At 60.0% G+C, this 16,445-nt stretch carries 13 protein-coding genes; 8 read left to right on the forward strand and 5 right to left on the reverse strand.

From position 1 onward, the window contains the following. Positions 1 to 86: 86 nt before the first annotated feature. The 8 genes from ppsA to AC3IP0_RS09325 all read left to right on the forward strand — a co-directional run bounded on the left by ppsA (position 87) and on the right by AC3IP0_RS09325 (position 8,154). On the forward strand, positions 87 to 2,462 hold the full coding sequence (gene ppsA, locus AC3IP0_RS09290) for a phosphoenolpyruvate synthase (protein WP_489319013.1): 2,376 nt from the start codon (positions 87 to 89) through the stop codon (positions 2,460 to 2,462). 93 nt (positions 2,463 to 2,555) lie between these two features. Continuing rightward, the gene (locus AC3IP0_RS09295; protein ID WP_489327207.1) at positions 2,556 to 3,545 is read left to right on the forward strand and encodes an alpha/beta fold hydrolase; all 990 of its coding nucleotides are present in this window, start codon (positions 2,556 to 2,558) and stop codon (positions 3,543 to 3,545) included. Between the two features lie 140 nt (positions 3,546 to 3,685). Then, complete coding sequence (gene rraA, locus AC3IP0_RS09300; protein ID WP_414876898.1) at positions 3,686 to 4,174, forward strand: ribonuclease E activity regulator RraA; 489 nt, start codon at positions 3,686 to 3,688, stop codon at positions 4,172 to 4,174. Positions 4,175 to 4,200: 26 nt separating this feature from the next. Further along, entirely contained in the window at positions 4,201 to 5,196 is a 996-nt protein-coding gene (locus AC3IP0_RS09305) for a zinc transporter ZntB (protein ID WP_489319015.1), read from the forward strand. Positions 5,197 to 5,258: 62 nt separating this feature from the next. Further along, complete coding sequence (locus AC3IP0_RS09310) at positions 5,259 to 5,507, forward strand: hypothetical protein (RefSeq protein WP_008048593.1); 249 nt, start codon at positions 5,259 to 5,261, stop codon at positions 5,505 to 5,507. A 2-nt stretch (positions 5,508 to 5,509) separates the two neighbouring features. Next, complete coding sequence (locus tag AC3IP0_RS09315) at positions 5,510 to 6,334, forward strand: mechanosensitive ion channel family protein (RefSeq protein WP_008048604.1); 825 nt, start codon at positions 5,510 to 5,512, stop codon at positions 6,332 to 6,334. A 90-nt stretch (positions 6,335 to 6,424) separates the two neighbouring features. Continuing rightward, on the forward strand, positions 6,425 to 7,015 hold the full coding sequence (sigX, locus tag AC3IP0_RS09320; protein WP_095945166.1) for an RNA polymerase sigma factor SigX: 591 nt from the start codon (positions 6,425 to 6,427) through the stop codon (positions 7,013 to 7,015). Positions 7,016 to 7,122: 107 nt separating this feature from the next. Then, positions 7,123 to 8,154, forward strand: coding sequence for an OmpA family protein (locus AC3IP0_RS09325; protein WP_489319016.1), 1,032 nt, complete (start codon positions 7,123 to 7,125; stop codon positions 8,152 to 8,154). 73 nt (positions 8,155 to 8,227) lie between these two features. Here the strand turns inward: AC3IP0_RS09325 and cobA are convergent, their stop codons facing one another. The 5 genes from cobA to AC3IP0_RS09350 form a co-directional block, all read right to left on the reverse strand. Next, on the reverse strand, positions 8,228 to 8,992 hold the full coding sequence (gene cobA, locus AC3IP0_RS09330; protein ID WP_102668979.1) for a uroporphyrinogen-III C-methyltransferase: 765 nt from the start codon (positions 8,990 to 8,992) through the stop codon (positions 8,228 to 8,230). A 10-nt stretch (positions 8,993 to 9,002) separates the two neighbouring features. After that, positions 9,003 to 11,720, reverse strand: a complete 2,718-nt coding sequence (locus AC3IP0_RS09335) for a nitrate reductase (RefSeq protein ID WP_489327208.1) — start codon at positions 11,718 to 11,720, stop codon at positions 9,003 to 9,005. Continuing rightward, positions 11,720 to 12,037, reverse strand: a complete 318-nt coding sequence (gene nirD, locus AC3IP0_RS09340; protein WP_085723155.1) for a nitrite reductase small subunit NirD — start codon at positions 12,035 to 12,037, stop codon at positions 11,720 to 11,722. Before nirD ends, AC3IP0_RS09335 begins: the two co-directional genes overlap by 1 nt. After that, positions 12,034 to 14,487 carry a nitrite reductase large subunit NirB gene (gene nirB, locus AC3IP0_RS09345; RefSeq protein ID WP_489319018.1) on the reverse strand — a complete coding sequence of 818 codons (2,454 nt, stop codon included), beginning with the start codon at positions 14,485 to 14,487 and terminating at the stop codon, positions 12,034 to 12,036. The genes nirD and nirB overlap by 4 nt, the downstream gene beginning before the upstream one ends. A gap of 290 nt (positions 14,488 to 14,777) precedes the next feature. Continuing rightward, complete coding sequence (locus AC3IP0_RS09350; protein WP_489327210.1) at positions 14,778 to 16,445, reverse strand: bifunctional protein-serine/threonine kinase/phosphatase; 1,668 nt, start codon at positions 16,443 to 16,445, stop codon at positions 14,778 to 14,780.

Here is a 16,445-nt window from a genome sequence, read left to right on the forward strand (position 1 = left end):
TCCAGGTCCAGGCCATATAGCCGGTAAATGCTCAATTAAGCAGCCGGTTTCTGAGCTTATCCAACACAGTTAGTGGAGAGATCACCTTGGTAGAGTACGTAGTTTCCCTCGACAAGCTCGGCAAAGACGACGTTGAGCACGTGGGGGGCAAGAACGCATCCCTGGGCGAGATGATCAGCAACCTGGCAGGTGCCGGTGTATCGGTGCCCGGTGGCTTCGCCACGACCGCTCAGGCGTATCGTGATTTCCTGGAGTTGAGCGGCCTGAATCAGCAGATTCACGATGCGCTCGATGCCCTGGACGTCGATGACGTGAATGCCCTGGCCAAGACCGGTGCCCAGATTCGCCAATGGATCATGGAAGCCGAGTTCCCTGAAAAACTGAATGCCGAAATTCGTACCGCGTTCGCCACGCTGTCCGCCGGCAACCCTGACATGGCCGTGGCCGTGCGTTCTTCCGCCACCGCCGAAGACTTGCCGGACGCTTCCTTTGCCGGCCAGCAGGAAACCTTCCTGAACATCCGTGGTGTCGAAAACGTCATTCGCGCCGCCAAAGAGGTGTTCGCCTCGCTGTTCAACGACCGTGCCATTTCCTATCGCGTGCACCAGGGCTTCGACCACAAGCTGGTTGCCCTGTCTGCTGGCGTGCAGCGCATGGTCCGCTCCGAAACCGGCACCGCCGGCGTGATGTTCACCCTCGATACCGAATCGGGCTTCCGTGACGTGGTGTTCATCACCGGCGCCTACGGCCTGGGTGAAACCGTCGTGCAAGGCGCCGTGAACCCGGACGAATTCTACGTCCACAAGGGCACGCTGGCTGCCGGTCGTCCGGCCATCCTGCGCCGCAACCTGGGCAGCAAGGCCATCAAGATGATCTACGGCGACGAGGCCAAGGCCGGTCGTTCGGTCAAGACCGTCGACGTGGACAAGGCTGAACGCGCACGTTTCTGCCTGACCGATGCCGAAGTCAGCGAACTGGCCAAGCAGGCGATGATCATCGAGAAGCACTACAAGTGCCCGATGGACATCGAGTGGGCCAAGGACGGTGACGACGGCAAGCTGTACATCGTGCAGGCCCGTCCGGAAACCGTGAAGAGCCGCACCCAGGCCAACGTCATGGAACGTTACCTGCTGAAGGAAACCGGCACCGTGCTGGTGGAAGGCCGTGCCATTGGCCAGCGTATCGGCGCCGGCAAGGTCCGCATCATCAAGGACGTGTCCGAGATGGACAAGGTCCAGCCAGGCGACGTACTGGTTTCCGACATGACCGACCCGGACTGGGAACCGGTCATGAAGCGCGCCAGCGCCATCGTCACCAACCGTGGCGGCCGTACTTGCCACGCGGCGATCATCGCCCGTGAGCTGGGTATTCCAGCGGTTGTAGGTTGCGGCAACGCCACCCAGCTGTTGAAAGACGGCCAGGGCGTGACCGTTTCCTGTGCTGAAGGCGATACCGGCTTCATCTTCGAAGGCGAACTGGGCTTCGACATCAAGAAGAACTCCGTGGATGCCATGCCGGAGCTGCCGTTCAAAATCATGATGAACGTCGGCAACCCGGACCGCGCCTTCGACTTCGCGCAACTGCCGAACGCTGGTGTGGGCCTGGCTCGTCTGGAGTTCATCATCAACCGCATGATTGGCGTGCACCCCAAGGCACTGCTGAACTACGGCGGTCTGCCGCTGGATATCAAGGAAAGCGTCGACAAGCGTATCGCGGGTTACGACGATCCGGTCGGCTTCTACGTCGAGAAACTGGTTGAAGGCATCAGCACCCTGGCGGCTGCGTTCTGGCCGAAAAAGGTCATCGTGCGCCTGTCGGACTTCAAGTCCAACGAATACGCCAACCTGATCGGCGGCAAGTTGTACGAGCCGGAAGAAGAGAACCCGATGCTGGGCTTCCGCGGTGCGTCGCGTTACATCAGCGAATCGTTCCGTGACTGCTTCGAACTCGAATGCCGCGCCCTCAAGCGCGTGCGCAACGAGATGGGCCTGACCAACGTCGAAATCATGGTGCCGTTCGTCCGTACCCTGGGCGAAGCGAGCCAGGTGGTGGATCTGCTGGCGGAAAACGGCCTGGCCCGTGGCCAGAACGGCCTGCGCGTGATCATGATGTGCGAACTGCCGTCCAACGCCATCCTGGCGGAAGAATTCCTTGAATTCTTCGACGGTTTCTCCATCGGCTCCAACGACCTGACCCAGCTGACCCTGGGCCTGGACCGTGACTCCGGCATCATCGCCCACCTGTTCGACGAGCGTAATCCGGCGGTGAAGAAGCTGCTGGCCAATGCCATTGCCGCGTGCAACAAGGCCGGCAAATACATCGGCATCTGCGGTCAGGGTCCTTCGGACCACCCGGACCTGGCCAAGTGGCTGATGGAGCAGGGCATTGAAAGCGTTTCGTTGAACCCGGACTCCGTACTGGAAACCTGGTTCTTCCTGGCAGAGGGTCAGGCGCAGGCTTGATCGATGAGTGAAGAGGCCGGTCATTGACCGGCCTCTTTGGATTCAAGCAGGGCGGGCTCCATCTGGATGCCGCCCTTTTTTGTGCAAGAGATTATGCAAAGCAGCAGCAACCTATTTCCTGTCGCCCTGATCAGCGCCGAACGGCGCGGTGATCTGAGCGAAGATGTGTATCGTTTGAAACCCGGTAACAGCCCCGACTTCACCGTCGAACTGGCTGTGACACGCCTTGGCATGGCCGATGAGTCATCCTCCCGTGGCGTGCCGGTTATCCTGCTGCACGGCAGCTTTTCCAATCGCCGGTTCTGGTTTTCTCCCAAGGGCCTGGGGTTGGGCGCTTACCTGGCCCGCCTGGGGTTCGACGTCTGGATTCCGGAAATGCGCGGTCACGGCCTGTCCCCGCGTAACCACGACTACCGCAAGAACCGTGTTGCCGACTACGCACGCTATGACCTGCCGGCCATTGGCGCGTTCGTGCGCGAACAGAGCGGGCAGGTGCCGCACTGGATCGGTCACTCGCTGGGCGGTACTACACTGGCCGCAGCGCTGGGTGGCGAGTACATCGGTGAGCCGGTCGTGGCCTCGGCGGCGTTTTTCGGTACACAAGTCAGCCGCACCTACTGGCCATTGAAGATTCCGCCGGTGGAGTGGAGCGGTCGCTTCATTCTCAAGCGTTTTGCCCAGTTGTCCGGCTCAAGGCTCAAGCGCGGCCCGGAGGACGAGCCCGTCGGCCTGGCCCTGGAAAGCATGCGCTGGTTTGGCTTGTTCGGGCGCTTCGGCGATGCTGACAAGGACTGGTGGGCAGGCCTGGCCGAGGTCAAGTTGCCCGTACTGGCGGTCAGTGCCGCGGGTGATCATCAGGACCCGGCGTGGGCGTGCCGCAAGCTGTTCGAACAGTTCGGTTCCGAGCACAAGCAATTCATCAACCTGGGGCGCGAGCAGGGCTTTGGCGACAATTTCGGTCACGTGGAAATGCTCGTCAGCAAGGCTGCCCAGGCTGAAGTCTGGCCTTTGGTGACGCGCTGGCTGGCCGATCAGCAGACACCTTTGCCGGGAGCACAACAGGATTTTGCCGCGGCAATCTGAGCCCGATGCTCTAACAAGGGCATTTCGCTCTGGTCGGCTTGCGGCTAAGATATGACGCATTGAGCTGTTCTGGTCACTTTGCGTGACTGAGCCATCACTGAAGTTCGTGCTGTCTTCCTCTTCACAGGAGTTTCTCGATGATCCATTACCTCACGCCTGACCTGTGCGATGCCTATCCGGAACTGGTGCAGGTGCTGGAACCGATGTTCAGCAATTTCGGCGGCCGTGATTCCTTCGGCGGCGAAATCGTGACCATCAAGTGCTTCGAAGACAACTCGCGGGTCAAGGAGCAAGTCGAGCTCAAGGGGAATGGCAAAGTGCTGGTGGTAGACGGTGGCGGCTCCCTGCGTCATGCGTTGCTGGGTGACATGCTGGCCGAGAAAGCCGCGAAAAACGGTTGGGAAGGGCTGGTGATCTACGGTTGCATCCGTGACGTCGATATCATCGCACAGACCGATCTGGGCGTTCAGGCCCTCGCCAGCCACCCGAGGAAATCCGACAGGCGCGGGCTCGGCGATCTCAACGTTGCCGTGACCTTCGCCGGCGTGACGTTCCACCCGGGCCATTACATCTATGCGGACAACAACGGCGTGATCATCTCGCCCAGCCCGCTGAAAATGCCTGAATAAAGCGCTGGTCGACCAAAGGAGTGCGGATGTTCGAGGAAGAAAACGCGCAATGGGGGCTGGTGCATGCCCTGGTGCTGGACGGTAAAGGCGGCGCGCGTTCGATTGCCCGGACTGAACTCGATGACTTGCAGCTGCAGGCCCATGAAAGCCTGTGGCTGCACTGGGATCGCAGTCATCCGCAAACCCGGACCTGGTTGCGCAAATCCAGCGGTCTGAGCGAATTCAGCTGTGACCTGTTACTCGAAGAAAACACCCGCCCGCGACTTTTACAGCTTTCAGACAGCGAGCTGCTGCTATTTTTGCGCGGGGTCAATCTGAACCCTGGTGCCGAGCCGGAAGACATGGTGTCGGTGCGGATCTTCGGCTCTGCCCAGCGTGTCATTTCCCTGCGTTTGCGTCCGTTGCGTGCCACTGACGAGTTGCTGGCGCAACTGTCCGAGGGCAAAGGGCCGAAAACCGCCTCCGAACTCATCCTTTGCATGGCGCAGTACCTCACCAACAAGGTGCAGGATCTGGTCAGCTGTCTCTCGGAAGTGGTCGATGAGGAAGAAGAAAAGCTGGATGCCGACGAACGGTATACTCCTGAGCACGGATCGGTTTTGCAGATTCGTCGCCGGGCGGCTGCATTGAAGCGCTTTCTTGCTCCGCAGCGGGATATTTTCGGTCAACTGACGCGAATCAAGTTGCCCTGGTTCGTCGAGGACGACGGTGACTACTGGAACGAATTGAACAACAGCCTGACCCGCTACCTCGAAGAGCTGGAATTGACCCGGGAGCGGGTGGGGCTGGTCCTGGAGGCTGAGGACCGTCGCTTGAGCGTGCGCATGAATCGCACGATGTATCGCTTCGGGATCATCACCGGAATCTTTTTGCCGATGAGTTTTCTGGCCGGACTTTTGGGGATCAACGTCGGTGGAATTCCATTCTCTGCCAGCCCTTACGGCTTTCTGATCGCCTGCCTGGTGATGGTCTCGGTGGCGCTGGGGCAGTGGTGGTTGTTCCGACGTTTGCGCTGGGTCTGAGGGAAACCATGTGACCCGACCAAAACTGACCGCGTCTCCCACAGACATCACGAGAGGTGCGTATGCACGATCCGTTTGAACAGTCTTTACGCGACATGCTCAACGCCTCACCGTCCACCCGGGACGACGATGCGTGCCTGGGGCGTGTGTTGAAAACCGCCAACCGCCAGGTCGGCGCCGGTGATCTGTTCAGCCTGCTGGGGCGCTGGTTGCCCGCACTGATGATCGCCCTGAATAACGGATCGGCCCATGTCGCGCCGGTATCCCGTCTTCGTAAACCTGCTGCTCGCACTGCTGATAAGGCTGATTGAATATGGAACTTGATCTCTGGACTCAGAGCCTCGTCACTGCAATGACTGCGTTGTGGACCAAGGTTGCGAACTTCATTCCGAACCTGTTCGGCGCACTGGTCGTGCTGCTTTTGGGTTTTGTCGTGGCCAAGCTGCTCGACACCCTGCTTTCCAAATTGCTCGCCAAACTGGGCCTTGACCGCTTGATGGGCGGCACCGGCCTGACCAAATTGCTGTCCCGCGCAGGGTTGCAGGTTCCTATTTCGACCCTGATCGGCAAGATCGTCTATTGGTTCGTTCTGCTTATTTTTCTGGTTTCTGCCGCAGAATCCCTTGGCCTTGAGCGGGTTTCAGCTACGCTGGACATGCTTGCGTTGTATTTGCCGAAGGTGTTCGGCGCGGCGCTGGTGTTGCTGGTAGGTGTCTTGCTTGCGCAACTGGCCAACGGGCTGGTGCGCGGAGCAGCAGAAGGCGTGGGTCTGGACTATGCTTCAGGGCTTGGGCGGATTGCCCAGGGCCTGGTGATTATCATCAGTATTTCGGTTGCGATCAGCCAGTTGGAGGTCAAGACTGACCTGCTGAACCATGTGATCGTGATTGTGTTGATAACCGTTGGTCTGGCGGTAGCGCTGGCCATGGGGTTGGGAAGCCGGGAAATTGCCGGCCAGATTCTTGCGGGAATCTACGTGCGTGAGCTGTACCAGGTTGGGCAACAAGTGCGTGTTGGCGAGGTCGAAGGCCAAATCGAAGAGATCGGCACGGTTAAAACCACATTGCTGACCGATGAGGGTGAGCTAGTCTCTCTTTCCAATCGGATCCTCCTTGAGCAGCATGTGAGTAGCCGCTAACCCGGCAAACCCTGCTAATGTATGCCGCCGCAAAATGCCTGCTCACGCTGGCTGCGGCGGACATTGACCTGACTGTCGGCCCGACTTGTTTTGAATAAAGCCCAATCGTTATCCATGCGCTACGACCCCCGCGAGCTCTCTGATGAGGAGTTGGTCGCGCGCTCGCATTCCGAGCTGTTTCACGTAACGCGCGCCTATGAAGAACTGATGCGGCGTTACCAGCGAACATTATTTAACGTGTGTGCACGATATCTCGGGAACGATCGCGACGCAGACGATGTCTGTCAGGAGGTCATGTTGAAGGTGCTGTATGGCCTGAAGAACTTTGAAGGTAAATCGAAGTTCAAGACATGGCTATATAGCATCACGTACAACGAGTGCATTACACAGTATCGAAAGGAACGGCGAAAGCGTCGCTTGATGGACGCATTGAGTCTTGACCCTCTCGAGGAAGCGTCAGAAGAAAAGACGCCGAAACCTGAGGAAAAGGGTGGACTTGATCGCTGGTTGGTGTATGTGAACCCGATTGACCGGGAAATTCTGGTGCTACGTTTTGTCGCAGAGCTGGAGTTTCAGGAGATCGCAGACATCATGCATATGGGTTTGAGTGCAACAAAAATGCGGTACAAACGCGCTCTAGATAAATTGCGTGAGAAATTTGCAGGCATTGCTGAAACTTAGTTCAGCGCAAATATCTCTTACGTGTAGGCAAGTTCTGTTAGACTTGCCGCCGAGTTGTCCCCCGGTTTGCGGGACTGCTTCACAATCACCAGATGGGGATTTAACGGATGAAACTGAAAAACACCTTGGGCTTGGCCATTGGTACTCTTATTGCCGCTACTTCGTTCGGCGCATTGGCACAGGGCCAAGGCGCAGTTGAAATCGAAGGCTACGCAAAGAAGCAATATTTCGATAGCGACCGTAACTTCAAGAACGACGGCATCCTGCCGGGTGGTTCTATCGGTTACTTCCTGACAGACGACGTTGAACTGCGTCTGGCTTACGACGAAGTTCACAACGCCCGTGCAAACGACGGCAAGAACGTTAAGGGCGCGAACACCGCTCTGGACGCTCTGTACCACTTCAACAACCCAGGCGACATGCTGCGTCCTTACGTCTCGGGCGGTTTCTCCGACCAGAGCATCGACCAGAACGGCTCGAACGGTCGTAACCGTTCCACCTTCGCCAACGTTGGCGGCGGTGCCAAGCTGTATTTCACCGACAACTTCTACGCCCGTGCTGGCGTTGAAGCTCAGTACAACATCGACCAGGGCAACACCGAGTGGGCTCCTAGCGTCGGTATCGGTGTGAACTTCGGTGGCGGCAGCAAGCCTGCTGCTGCTCCAGTTCCAGCTCCGGAAGTTTGCTCCGACAGCGACAACGACGGCGTTTGCGACAACGTTGACAAGTGCCCGGACACCCCGGCCAACGTAACTGTTGACGCTGATGGCTGCCCAGCTGTTGCTGAAGTCGTTCGTGTAGAGCTGGACGTTAAGTTCGACTTCGACAAGTCGGTAGTCAAGCCAAACAGCTACGGCGACATCAAGAACCTGGCTGACTTCATGAAGCAGTACCCATCCACCACCACTACTGTTGAAGGTCACACTGACTCCGTCGGTCCTGACGCTTACAACCAGAAACTGTCCGAGCGTCGTGCAAACGCCGTTAAGCAAGTTCTGACCAACCAGTACGGTGTTGAGTCGTCCCGCGTTCAGTCCGTTGGCTACGGCGAATCCCGCCCAGTTGCTGACAACAAAACTGACGCTGGTCGTGCAGTTAACCGTCGCGTAGAAGCGCAGGTTGAAGCTCAGGCTAAGTAATTAGCTCGCAGCTCTGAAAAGCCCGGCTCAGGCCGGGCTTTTCTTTGTCTGCGATTTGGTGAAACAGATGAAACTAAGCTGACTGATCTGCCGCCATTACAGGCAATTCACGCTCCCACAGCGATTGAGTTGCACAGGCTGCCACTGCACCGATCACCATTATGGCAGGGCTTTTCAGTTGGAATCTGTAGGCAGCTTCATCCATGTCTGTGAGAGTGCTCCGACATTCCCGTTGATGGGGCAAGGAGGCATTTTCAATCATGGCCACGGGCGTATCCGTCGCCATGCCGCCGGCCAATAGCTGCTCGCGGATTTCACCGAGCTTGGCCACTCCCATGTAAATCACCAACGTCGTTCCGCCTTGGGCCAGTGCCTGCCAGTTCAATTGGCTGTCGTCCTGGGTGTGTGCGGTGACCAGCGTGACACCGCGGGCGACACCGCGCAAAGTCAGCGGAATGTCGCATTGCGTTGCTCCCGCCAGCCCGGCAGTGATGCCGTTGACCAACTCGGCTTCGACCCCACGCTCACGCAACCACTGCGCCTCTTCACCACCGCGGCCGAAAATGCACGGATCGCCGCCCTTGAGCCGCGCCACACATTTACCCTGCCGGGCATAACGAAGCATCAGGCGATGGATGAACGCTTGCGGGGTAGAGCGGCAGCCGCCGCGCTTGCCCACCGGGATGATCCGCGCCCCAGGGCAATGCTCGAGTACCGCGACATTGACCAGGTCATCGATCAGCACAACATCTGCCTCGCGCAAGGCGCGTACCGCTTTCAACGTGAGCAACTCCGGATCACCCGGGCCCGCACCTACCAGCCAGACTTTTGCACTCATAGTGTTTTCCTCACGAGAAGACGGTGATTGGCTGCGCCGTGGCAGCCAGCAGGCGTTTGATTTCCGGAACGCAGGACCCGCATTGCGTGCCGCAACCCAGTTCTTGCTTGAGTCCCTGCAAGTCCAGGCCACGGCTGATACCGGCGCAGATCGCGTTCTGGCCGACGTTCTTGCAATTGCACAGGATCTTGTTCGCGTTGACGGGCGCGTCGAGATTGCCCGGTGGTGCGCTCAGCGGCGCCAGCAACCAGCGCCGCAGTTGCTGGTCCGCGCGACCTTCCAGCCACAGCCCCTGCAACCAGTGTTGGGCAAGGGTTTCACCGGCCAGTCGAATGGCAGTGATCCGGCCATTTTCGATCCGCACGCGCTTGCCAATGGCTCGCCGAGGATCGTCGTAAGCCAGCACCGGGCCGTCATCGAGCGCCAGGTTTTTATCGATTTCGCTAAGCAGTTCTGCCGAAGGTGCTGAAGTATTGGCAGCCCGTACAAGCAGGGCAGGGCGCTCACGACCAACCAGGCTGAGGCTGACGTAGGAAAACGCCTCACAAAGCGGTCGTAGCGTCTCAAAATGCCGTTGAACATCGCCCTCGATCAGTGCGAACAGTTTCCAGGGCAAGTCCACCGGATCCAGGCGAACGCCGCTGTGTTTAAGTTCGGGCTGTTTCGACAAAGGATCGAATGCGGGCAGGGTGAGGCTGTTCACCCCGCCCTTGAGAAAGCGGTCGCCCCAATGCATCGGCAAAAAGGCCTGGCCAGGACGTACGCTGTCATCGCTGGCGACCGCGACGACGACTGCGCCGCGCCGGCTTTTCAGGCTGACCAGATCCCCCGGCTGCAGGCGATGGCGGCGCAGTTCGTCCGGGTGCAGGCTCAACTCCGCTTCGCTGACATGACCGAACAGTTGCGCGGCGGTGCCGGTGCGGCTCATGCCGTGCCATTGATCGCGCAGGCGGCCGGTGATCAGGGTCAGCGGGAAGCGTGCATCGCGTTGCTCTTTGGCGGCGCGGTATGGATCGGCCACGAACTGTGCGCGCCCATTGGCAGTGGCAAATACCCCGTCGACGTACAGCCGTGCCGTGCCTTCAACGGCACCTGCAGGGAAGGGCCACTGCTGCGGGCCAAGACGATCGATCAGTGCATGGCTGATACCGGACAGATCCAGGTCGCGACCTTGAGTCAGTTGTTTGTATTCATCAAAGACCTGAGCGGGATTATCAAATTCAAACAGGCTGGTTTGGCCGGGACGCAGGTGTTTTTCCAGGCGTTGTGCGAAATCTACGGTGATTGCCCAGTCCGGCCGCGCCTCACCCGGTGCGACGATTGCCTGGCGTACGTGGGAAATGCGCCGCTCGGAGTTGGTCACGCAACCTTCCTTTTCCCCCCAGCTGGCGGCGGGCAGCAGAAGGTCGGCGAACTTCGCGGTTTCAGTGGTGCTGAAGGCTTCCTGCAACACCACGAACGGGCAGGCTTGCAAGGCTGCGCGCACGGCTGTCTGGTCCGGCATGGATTGCGCGGGGTTGGTACAGGCGATCCACAACGCCTTGATCTTGCCGTTGCGCACTTGCTCGAACAGCTCGATTGCGGTGAGCCCGGGATTTTCCGGCAGTTGCTCGACGCCCCAGTAGGACGCCACTTGATCACGGTGTTGCGGATTGGCGGTATCGCGGTGGCCGGGCAGCAGGTTGGACAAACTGCCGGTTTCCCGCCCGCCCATGGCATTTGGCTGACCGGTGAGGGAGAAAGGTCCGGCGCCGGGACGACCGATCTGCCCGGTGGCCAGGTGCAGATTGATCAGTGCACTGTTTTTCGCGCTGCCGGCGGTGGACTGGTTAAGCCCCATGCACCACAGCGACAGAAAGCTCGGTGATGTGCCGATCCATTCGGCACATTGCTGCAATTGCCCGAGGCTGATTCCGCAGAGCTGCGAAACCATTTGCGGTGTGTAGTCACGCACCAGGTTTTTCAGCTCGGCCAGGCCTTCGGTGTGGTCCCGGATGAAGTCACGATCGATCCAGTCTTCCCACAGCAGCAGATGCAAAATCCCATGGAACAGGGCGACGTCGGTGCCCGGCAAGATCGCCAGGTGCAGGTCAGCCAGATCGCAGGTGTCTGTACGACGTGGGTCAATGACGATGACCTTCATCTGCGGCCGGCGGGATTTGGCGGCTTCCAGCCGGCGAAACAGCACCGGGTGGGCGTAGGCCATGTTGCTGCCGACGATCATCACGCAATCGCTCAGCTCCAGGTCTTCGTAGCTGCAGGGCGGGGCGTCGGCACCCAGGCTGCGCTTGTAGCCGACCACCGCCGAGGACATGCACAGGCGCGAATTGCTGTCGATGTTGTTGGTGCCTACCAGGGCACGTGCCAGCTTGTTGAAGGCGTAGTAGTCCTCGGTCAACAGTTGCCCGGAAATGTAGAACGCGACGCTGTCAGGGCCATGTTCGGCAATGGTCGCGGCAAACACGCTGGTGGCGTGATCGAGGGCGGTGTCCCAGTCGGTGCGGTGGCGGGCCAGGCCTTTACCGAGGCGCAGTTCGGGGTACAGCGCCCGCGCCGTCAAGTCGCCGGTCAGGTGCAGGGTCGAGCCCTTGCTGCACAGTTTGCCGAAATTGGCCGGGTGCGCCGGGTCGCCGCTGACGCCGAGGATGCGCTCGCCGTCGTGCTCGATCAGCACGCCGCAGCCGACCCCGCAGTAACAGCAGGTGGATGCAGTGATCTGGCGGTCCATCAGCCTGCATCCCGCAGGGCCAGCATCACCCGGCCATTTTCCACCCGGGCGAGATGGTGATGGGCACAGCCGATATCCGGGGCCAGGGCTTCGCCGCTTTGCAGGTCGATTTGCCAGTTGTGCAACGGGCAGGCCACCCGCTTGCCGTAGACCAGACCTTGGGACAACGGGCCGCCCTTGTGCGGGCAGCGGTCGTCCAGGGCGAACACTTCGTCGTCGCTGGTACGAAAAATCGCGATGTCTCCCTTTGGTCCGGCGATGATCCGTGAGCCCAGGGCATTGATCTCTTCCAGTGCGCAGATATCCAGCCAGTTCATGCCAGCACCTCCAGGTTTTTCACGGGGATGACGTCGAATTCTTTTTTCAGCTGGGGCTGTTCCAGGCGCTCCTTCCACGGGTCCTGTTCGAACGACAGGGAGAATTGCAGGCGATCGTTGAGCGCCTTGCGACGCTCCGGATCTTCCAGCACGGCTTTCTTGATATGTTCCATGCCGACCCGTTGCAGGTAGTGCACGGTGCGTTCGAGGTAGAAGGCTTCTTCGCGATAGAGCTGCAGGAATGCACCGTTGTATTCGCGCACTTCTTCGGCGGTTTTCAGTTTGACGAAGAACTCCGCGACTTCGGTCTTGATCCCGCCGTTGCCACCGATGTACATCTCCCAGCCGGAGTCCACACCGATAATTCCCACATCCTTGATACCGGCTTCCGAGCAGTTGCGCGGGCAACCGGAGACAGCCAGCTTCACCTTGTGCGGCGACCACATGTTGAACAGGTCATGTTCCAGTTCAATGCCCAACTGTGTGGAGTTCTGCGTGCCAAAGCGGCAGAATTCGCTACCGACGCAGGTTTTCACCGTGCGGATGGATTTGCCGTAGGCGTGGCCGGACGGCATGTCCAGGTCTTTCCACACCCCTGGCAGGTCTTGCTTGCGAATGCCCAGCAAGTCGATGCGCTGGCCACCGGTGACCTTGACCATCGGCACGTTGTACTTGTCGGCGACGTCGGCAATGCGCCGCAGCTCTGAAGGATTGGTCACGCCGCCCCACATCCGCGGGACTACAGAGTAGGTGCCGTCTTTCTGAATGTTGGCGTGGGCGCGTTCGTTGATCAGGCGCGATTGCGGATCATCCCTGGCTTCTCCTGGCCAGGTGGAAATCAGGTAGTAGTTGAGCGCCGGCCGGCAGGTGGCGCAGCCGTTGGGTGTGCGCCAGTTCAGGTAGCTCATGGTGCCGGCGATGGTCAGCAGATGCTGCTCGCGGATGGCCTGGCGGATTTGCCCGTGGTTGAGGTCGCTGCAGCCGCAGATGGCCTTTTCGCTTTTCGGTTTGACGTCCGCGGCGCCGCCCACGGTGTTGATCAGGATCTGTTCGACGAGGCCGGCGCAGGAGCCGCAGGAGCTGGCAGCCTTGGTGTGTTTCTTGACGTCGTCGACGCTGAACAGCCCGTGTTCCTGAATGGCCTTGACGATGGTGCCCTTGCACACACCGTTGCAGCCGCAGACTTCGGCGGTGTCGGCCATGCTCATGGCTTTGTCCTGGCCTTGATGTCCTACGTCGCCCAAAGCGTTTTCGCCGAACATCAGATGATCGCGGATCTCGCCGATGGCGTGATTCTCACGGATCTGCCGGAAATACCAGCCGCCATCTGCCGTATCGCCGTACAGGCAGGCGCCGACCAGCACGTCATCCTTGATCACCAGTTTCTTGTAGACCCCGCCAATCGGGTCCGAGAGGGTGATGGTCTCGGTGCCTTCGCCGCCCATGAAGTCGCCGGCGGAGAACAGGTCGATGCCGGTAACCTTCAATTTGGTCGAGGTCACCGAACCCTTGTAGGTGGCAAACCCCAGTTGGGCGAGGTGGTTGGCGCAGACTTTGGCCTGTTCGAACAGCGGCGCCACCAAGCCATAGGCAATGCCGCGGTGGCTGGCACACTCGCCGATGGCATAGATCCGTGGGTCGTAGGTTTGCAGTGTGTCGTTGACCAGAATCCCGCGGCTGCATGGAATGCCGGATTTCTCCGCCAGTTCGGTATTGGGGCGAATGCCGGCGGCCATCACTACCAGGTCGGCGGGGATGATGTCGCCGTTCTTGAATTGCACCGAGCCGACCCGGCCGTTGCCCGCGTCGTGCAAGGCCTGGGTCTGCTCGCACAGGCGAAAGTGCAGGCCGCGAGATTCCAGCGCGCTTTGCAGTAGCTGGCCGCTGGTCTTGTCCAGTTGCCGTTCCAGCAACCACTCGCCGATATGCACCACAGTCACGTGCATGCCCCGCAGCATCAGGCCGTTGGCGGCTTCCAGGCCGAGCAGGCCGCCGCCGATCACCACGGCGTGACGGTGGGTTTTCGCGGTGTCGATCATGGCCTGAGTGTCGGCGATGTCACGGTAGCCGATCACGCCTTCAAGGGTGTTGCCGGGAATGGGCAGGATGAACGGCGTCGAGCCGGTGGCGATCAACAGGCGATCGTATTCGGCTTCGCTGCCGTCTTCGGCAATGACCCGGCGCTTGACCCGGTCGATCTCCACCACCTTGCGGTTGAGCAGCAGCTTGATGTTGTTTTCCAGGTACCAGTCCAGGTCGTTGAGCACGATCTCTTCGAAGGTTTGTTCGCCCGCCAGCACCGGCGACAACAGGATGCGGTTGTAGTTGGTGTGCGGTTCGGCGCCGAAGACCGTGATGTCGTACAGCTCAGTGCTCAGTTTGAGCAGCTCTTCCAGGGTCCGGACCCCGGCCATGCCGTTGCCGATCATCACCAGTTTTAGTTTTTTCATCAGGTTCTCCGGGGAGCTCAGGCCTGCCTCATCAGGGTTCAGGCCATGCTCGACAAATTTTGCGCAAACAAAAAAAGGCGTCCCGCTAGTTGCCTAGCGAGGACGCCTTTGTCCTGGTCCCGTTCTCTCGGGAAGTGCAACCTTCGTCGTTGAAGCCTGCGCTGAATGTCTGTTGCAAGAGGTAATGCAGTGGTTATGCCAAGTCGCTCGAATCCCGTGTTTATTGGCTTTTTCACCGTTCACAAGGGCAGAACCGTGAGGGAATGCACCGATTCAAGGCGCATTGCCCGCTAATGGAGCGCAATTACCAGCAGCACCAGATTGAGCAGCAAGGACACCAGCGCCAATGTCCGCCATACCTTCAGCGGCTCGCGCTCGAGCAAGGGCTTGGGGCGCACGCTCAAGCTGCGGCGTTCCCCCTGTTCGATCAGCAGCAGCCATTCTTCCGCCGTTTCGAAACGCTGGTCGGGGGCCGCTGCCACGGCGCGCTCCAGGCTATGGGCGATCCAGTCCGGCAGGTCGGGCCGGTAACGGCTGGCGTTGACCGGGAGGCCAAACCTCGGGCGCTGGAACGCTTCGATTTCGCCATAGGGATAGTGCCCGGTGAGCAGGAAATACAAGGTCACACCGACGGCGTACAAGTCCTGCCGTGGCGTCGGTACTTCGCCGCGAAAGGCTTCTGGCGCGATGTAACTGGGTGTACCCGGCAGCGCCCAGGGCAGGTCTTGCGAGAGACCGGGGCAGTAGGCGAGGCCGAAATCCAGCATGCGCAACTCACCATCGTCCCCCAGCAACAGGTTTTCCGGTTTGATATCGCGATGCAGAATCTGCCGTCGATGCAACAGACCGACCGCTCGCAGCAAGCGTTCGGCGATGTCCTGCCACTGGGGCAGCGGCAAGGGGCCGCTTTGTTCATGTCGTTGGGCCAGGGTAGCGCCCGAATATTCACGCATCACGTAGTACAAATGCTGACGCTGGCTGGCGGCATGGACTTCAGGAAAGTGTCGCCCGGCCACGCGTTTGAGAAACCATTCTTCCGACAGTAACGCTTGCCCGGCCTGGTGATCGTCGTGCAGGCGGCCCGGCAGGGTTTTCAGCAGCCAGGGTTGTTGTTGGCTGTCGCGAACCCGATAAAGCAGCGATTGCTGGCTCTGTGCGACGATTCCTTCGACCTGCCAGCCCTCGAACGCCTGACCCGGTTTCAGGGCTGGCGGCAGTGGCCATTGCTGCAAGTGCATCAACGCATCGCCAATGCTCGCTTCGCCGAGGGCATCGACCCGCACCAGCAGGGCGCTGGCGTTGTCCTGGCTGCCCGCCAGGTGTGCGGCATTGACCAGGGTTTGCGCAGCGCTGTGCAAGTCCGGTTGATCGCGCAGGATCGCGGCTATGGCGGTATCGCCCAGGACGGCCCAGACGCCGTCGCTGAGCAGGACGAAGCTTTCATCGGGACGCAACTCACCGTCGAGAAAGTCCAGCGCCAGGTGTTGATCGAGCCCCAGCGCCCGTTTCAGCACATGCTGCATGCCCGGCTGGTCCCAGACGTGATCCTCGCTGATTCGCTGCAATTGGTCGGCGTGCCAGCGATATACCCGGCAATCGCCGACATGGGCCAAGGTAAAGCGCCGGCCACGCAGGACCAGCGCACTGAGGGTGGTCAGCAGCGGCTGTCCGCCGCCATTGGCCTGCAGCCAGCGGTTTTGTGCCAGCAACAGACGATCGAGCGCCTGTGCGACGCTCCAGGTTTCCGGCGTGGCGTAGTAATCCAGCGCCAGGGCCTGCAGTGTCGAACGGGCAGCCAGACCGCCATCGACGCATTGGCTGACACCGTCGGCAATCGCGAACAGGTAACCCTTGCTCGCGGCCAGCGCCGGAGCCGGCGTGACCAAGCGCAGGGCATCCTGGTTTTCCTCGCGAGGACCGACGGCAGTGGCTTCGGCGAAACTCAGTTGCAGGCTCAT

This window comes from Pseudomonas sp. GL_103 (assembly GCF_057835175.1).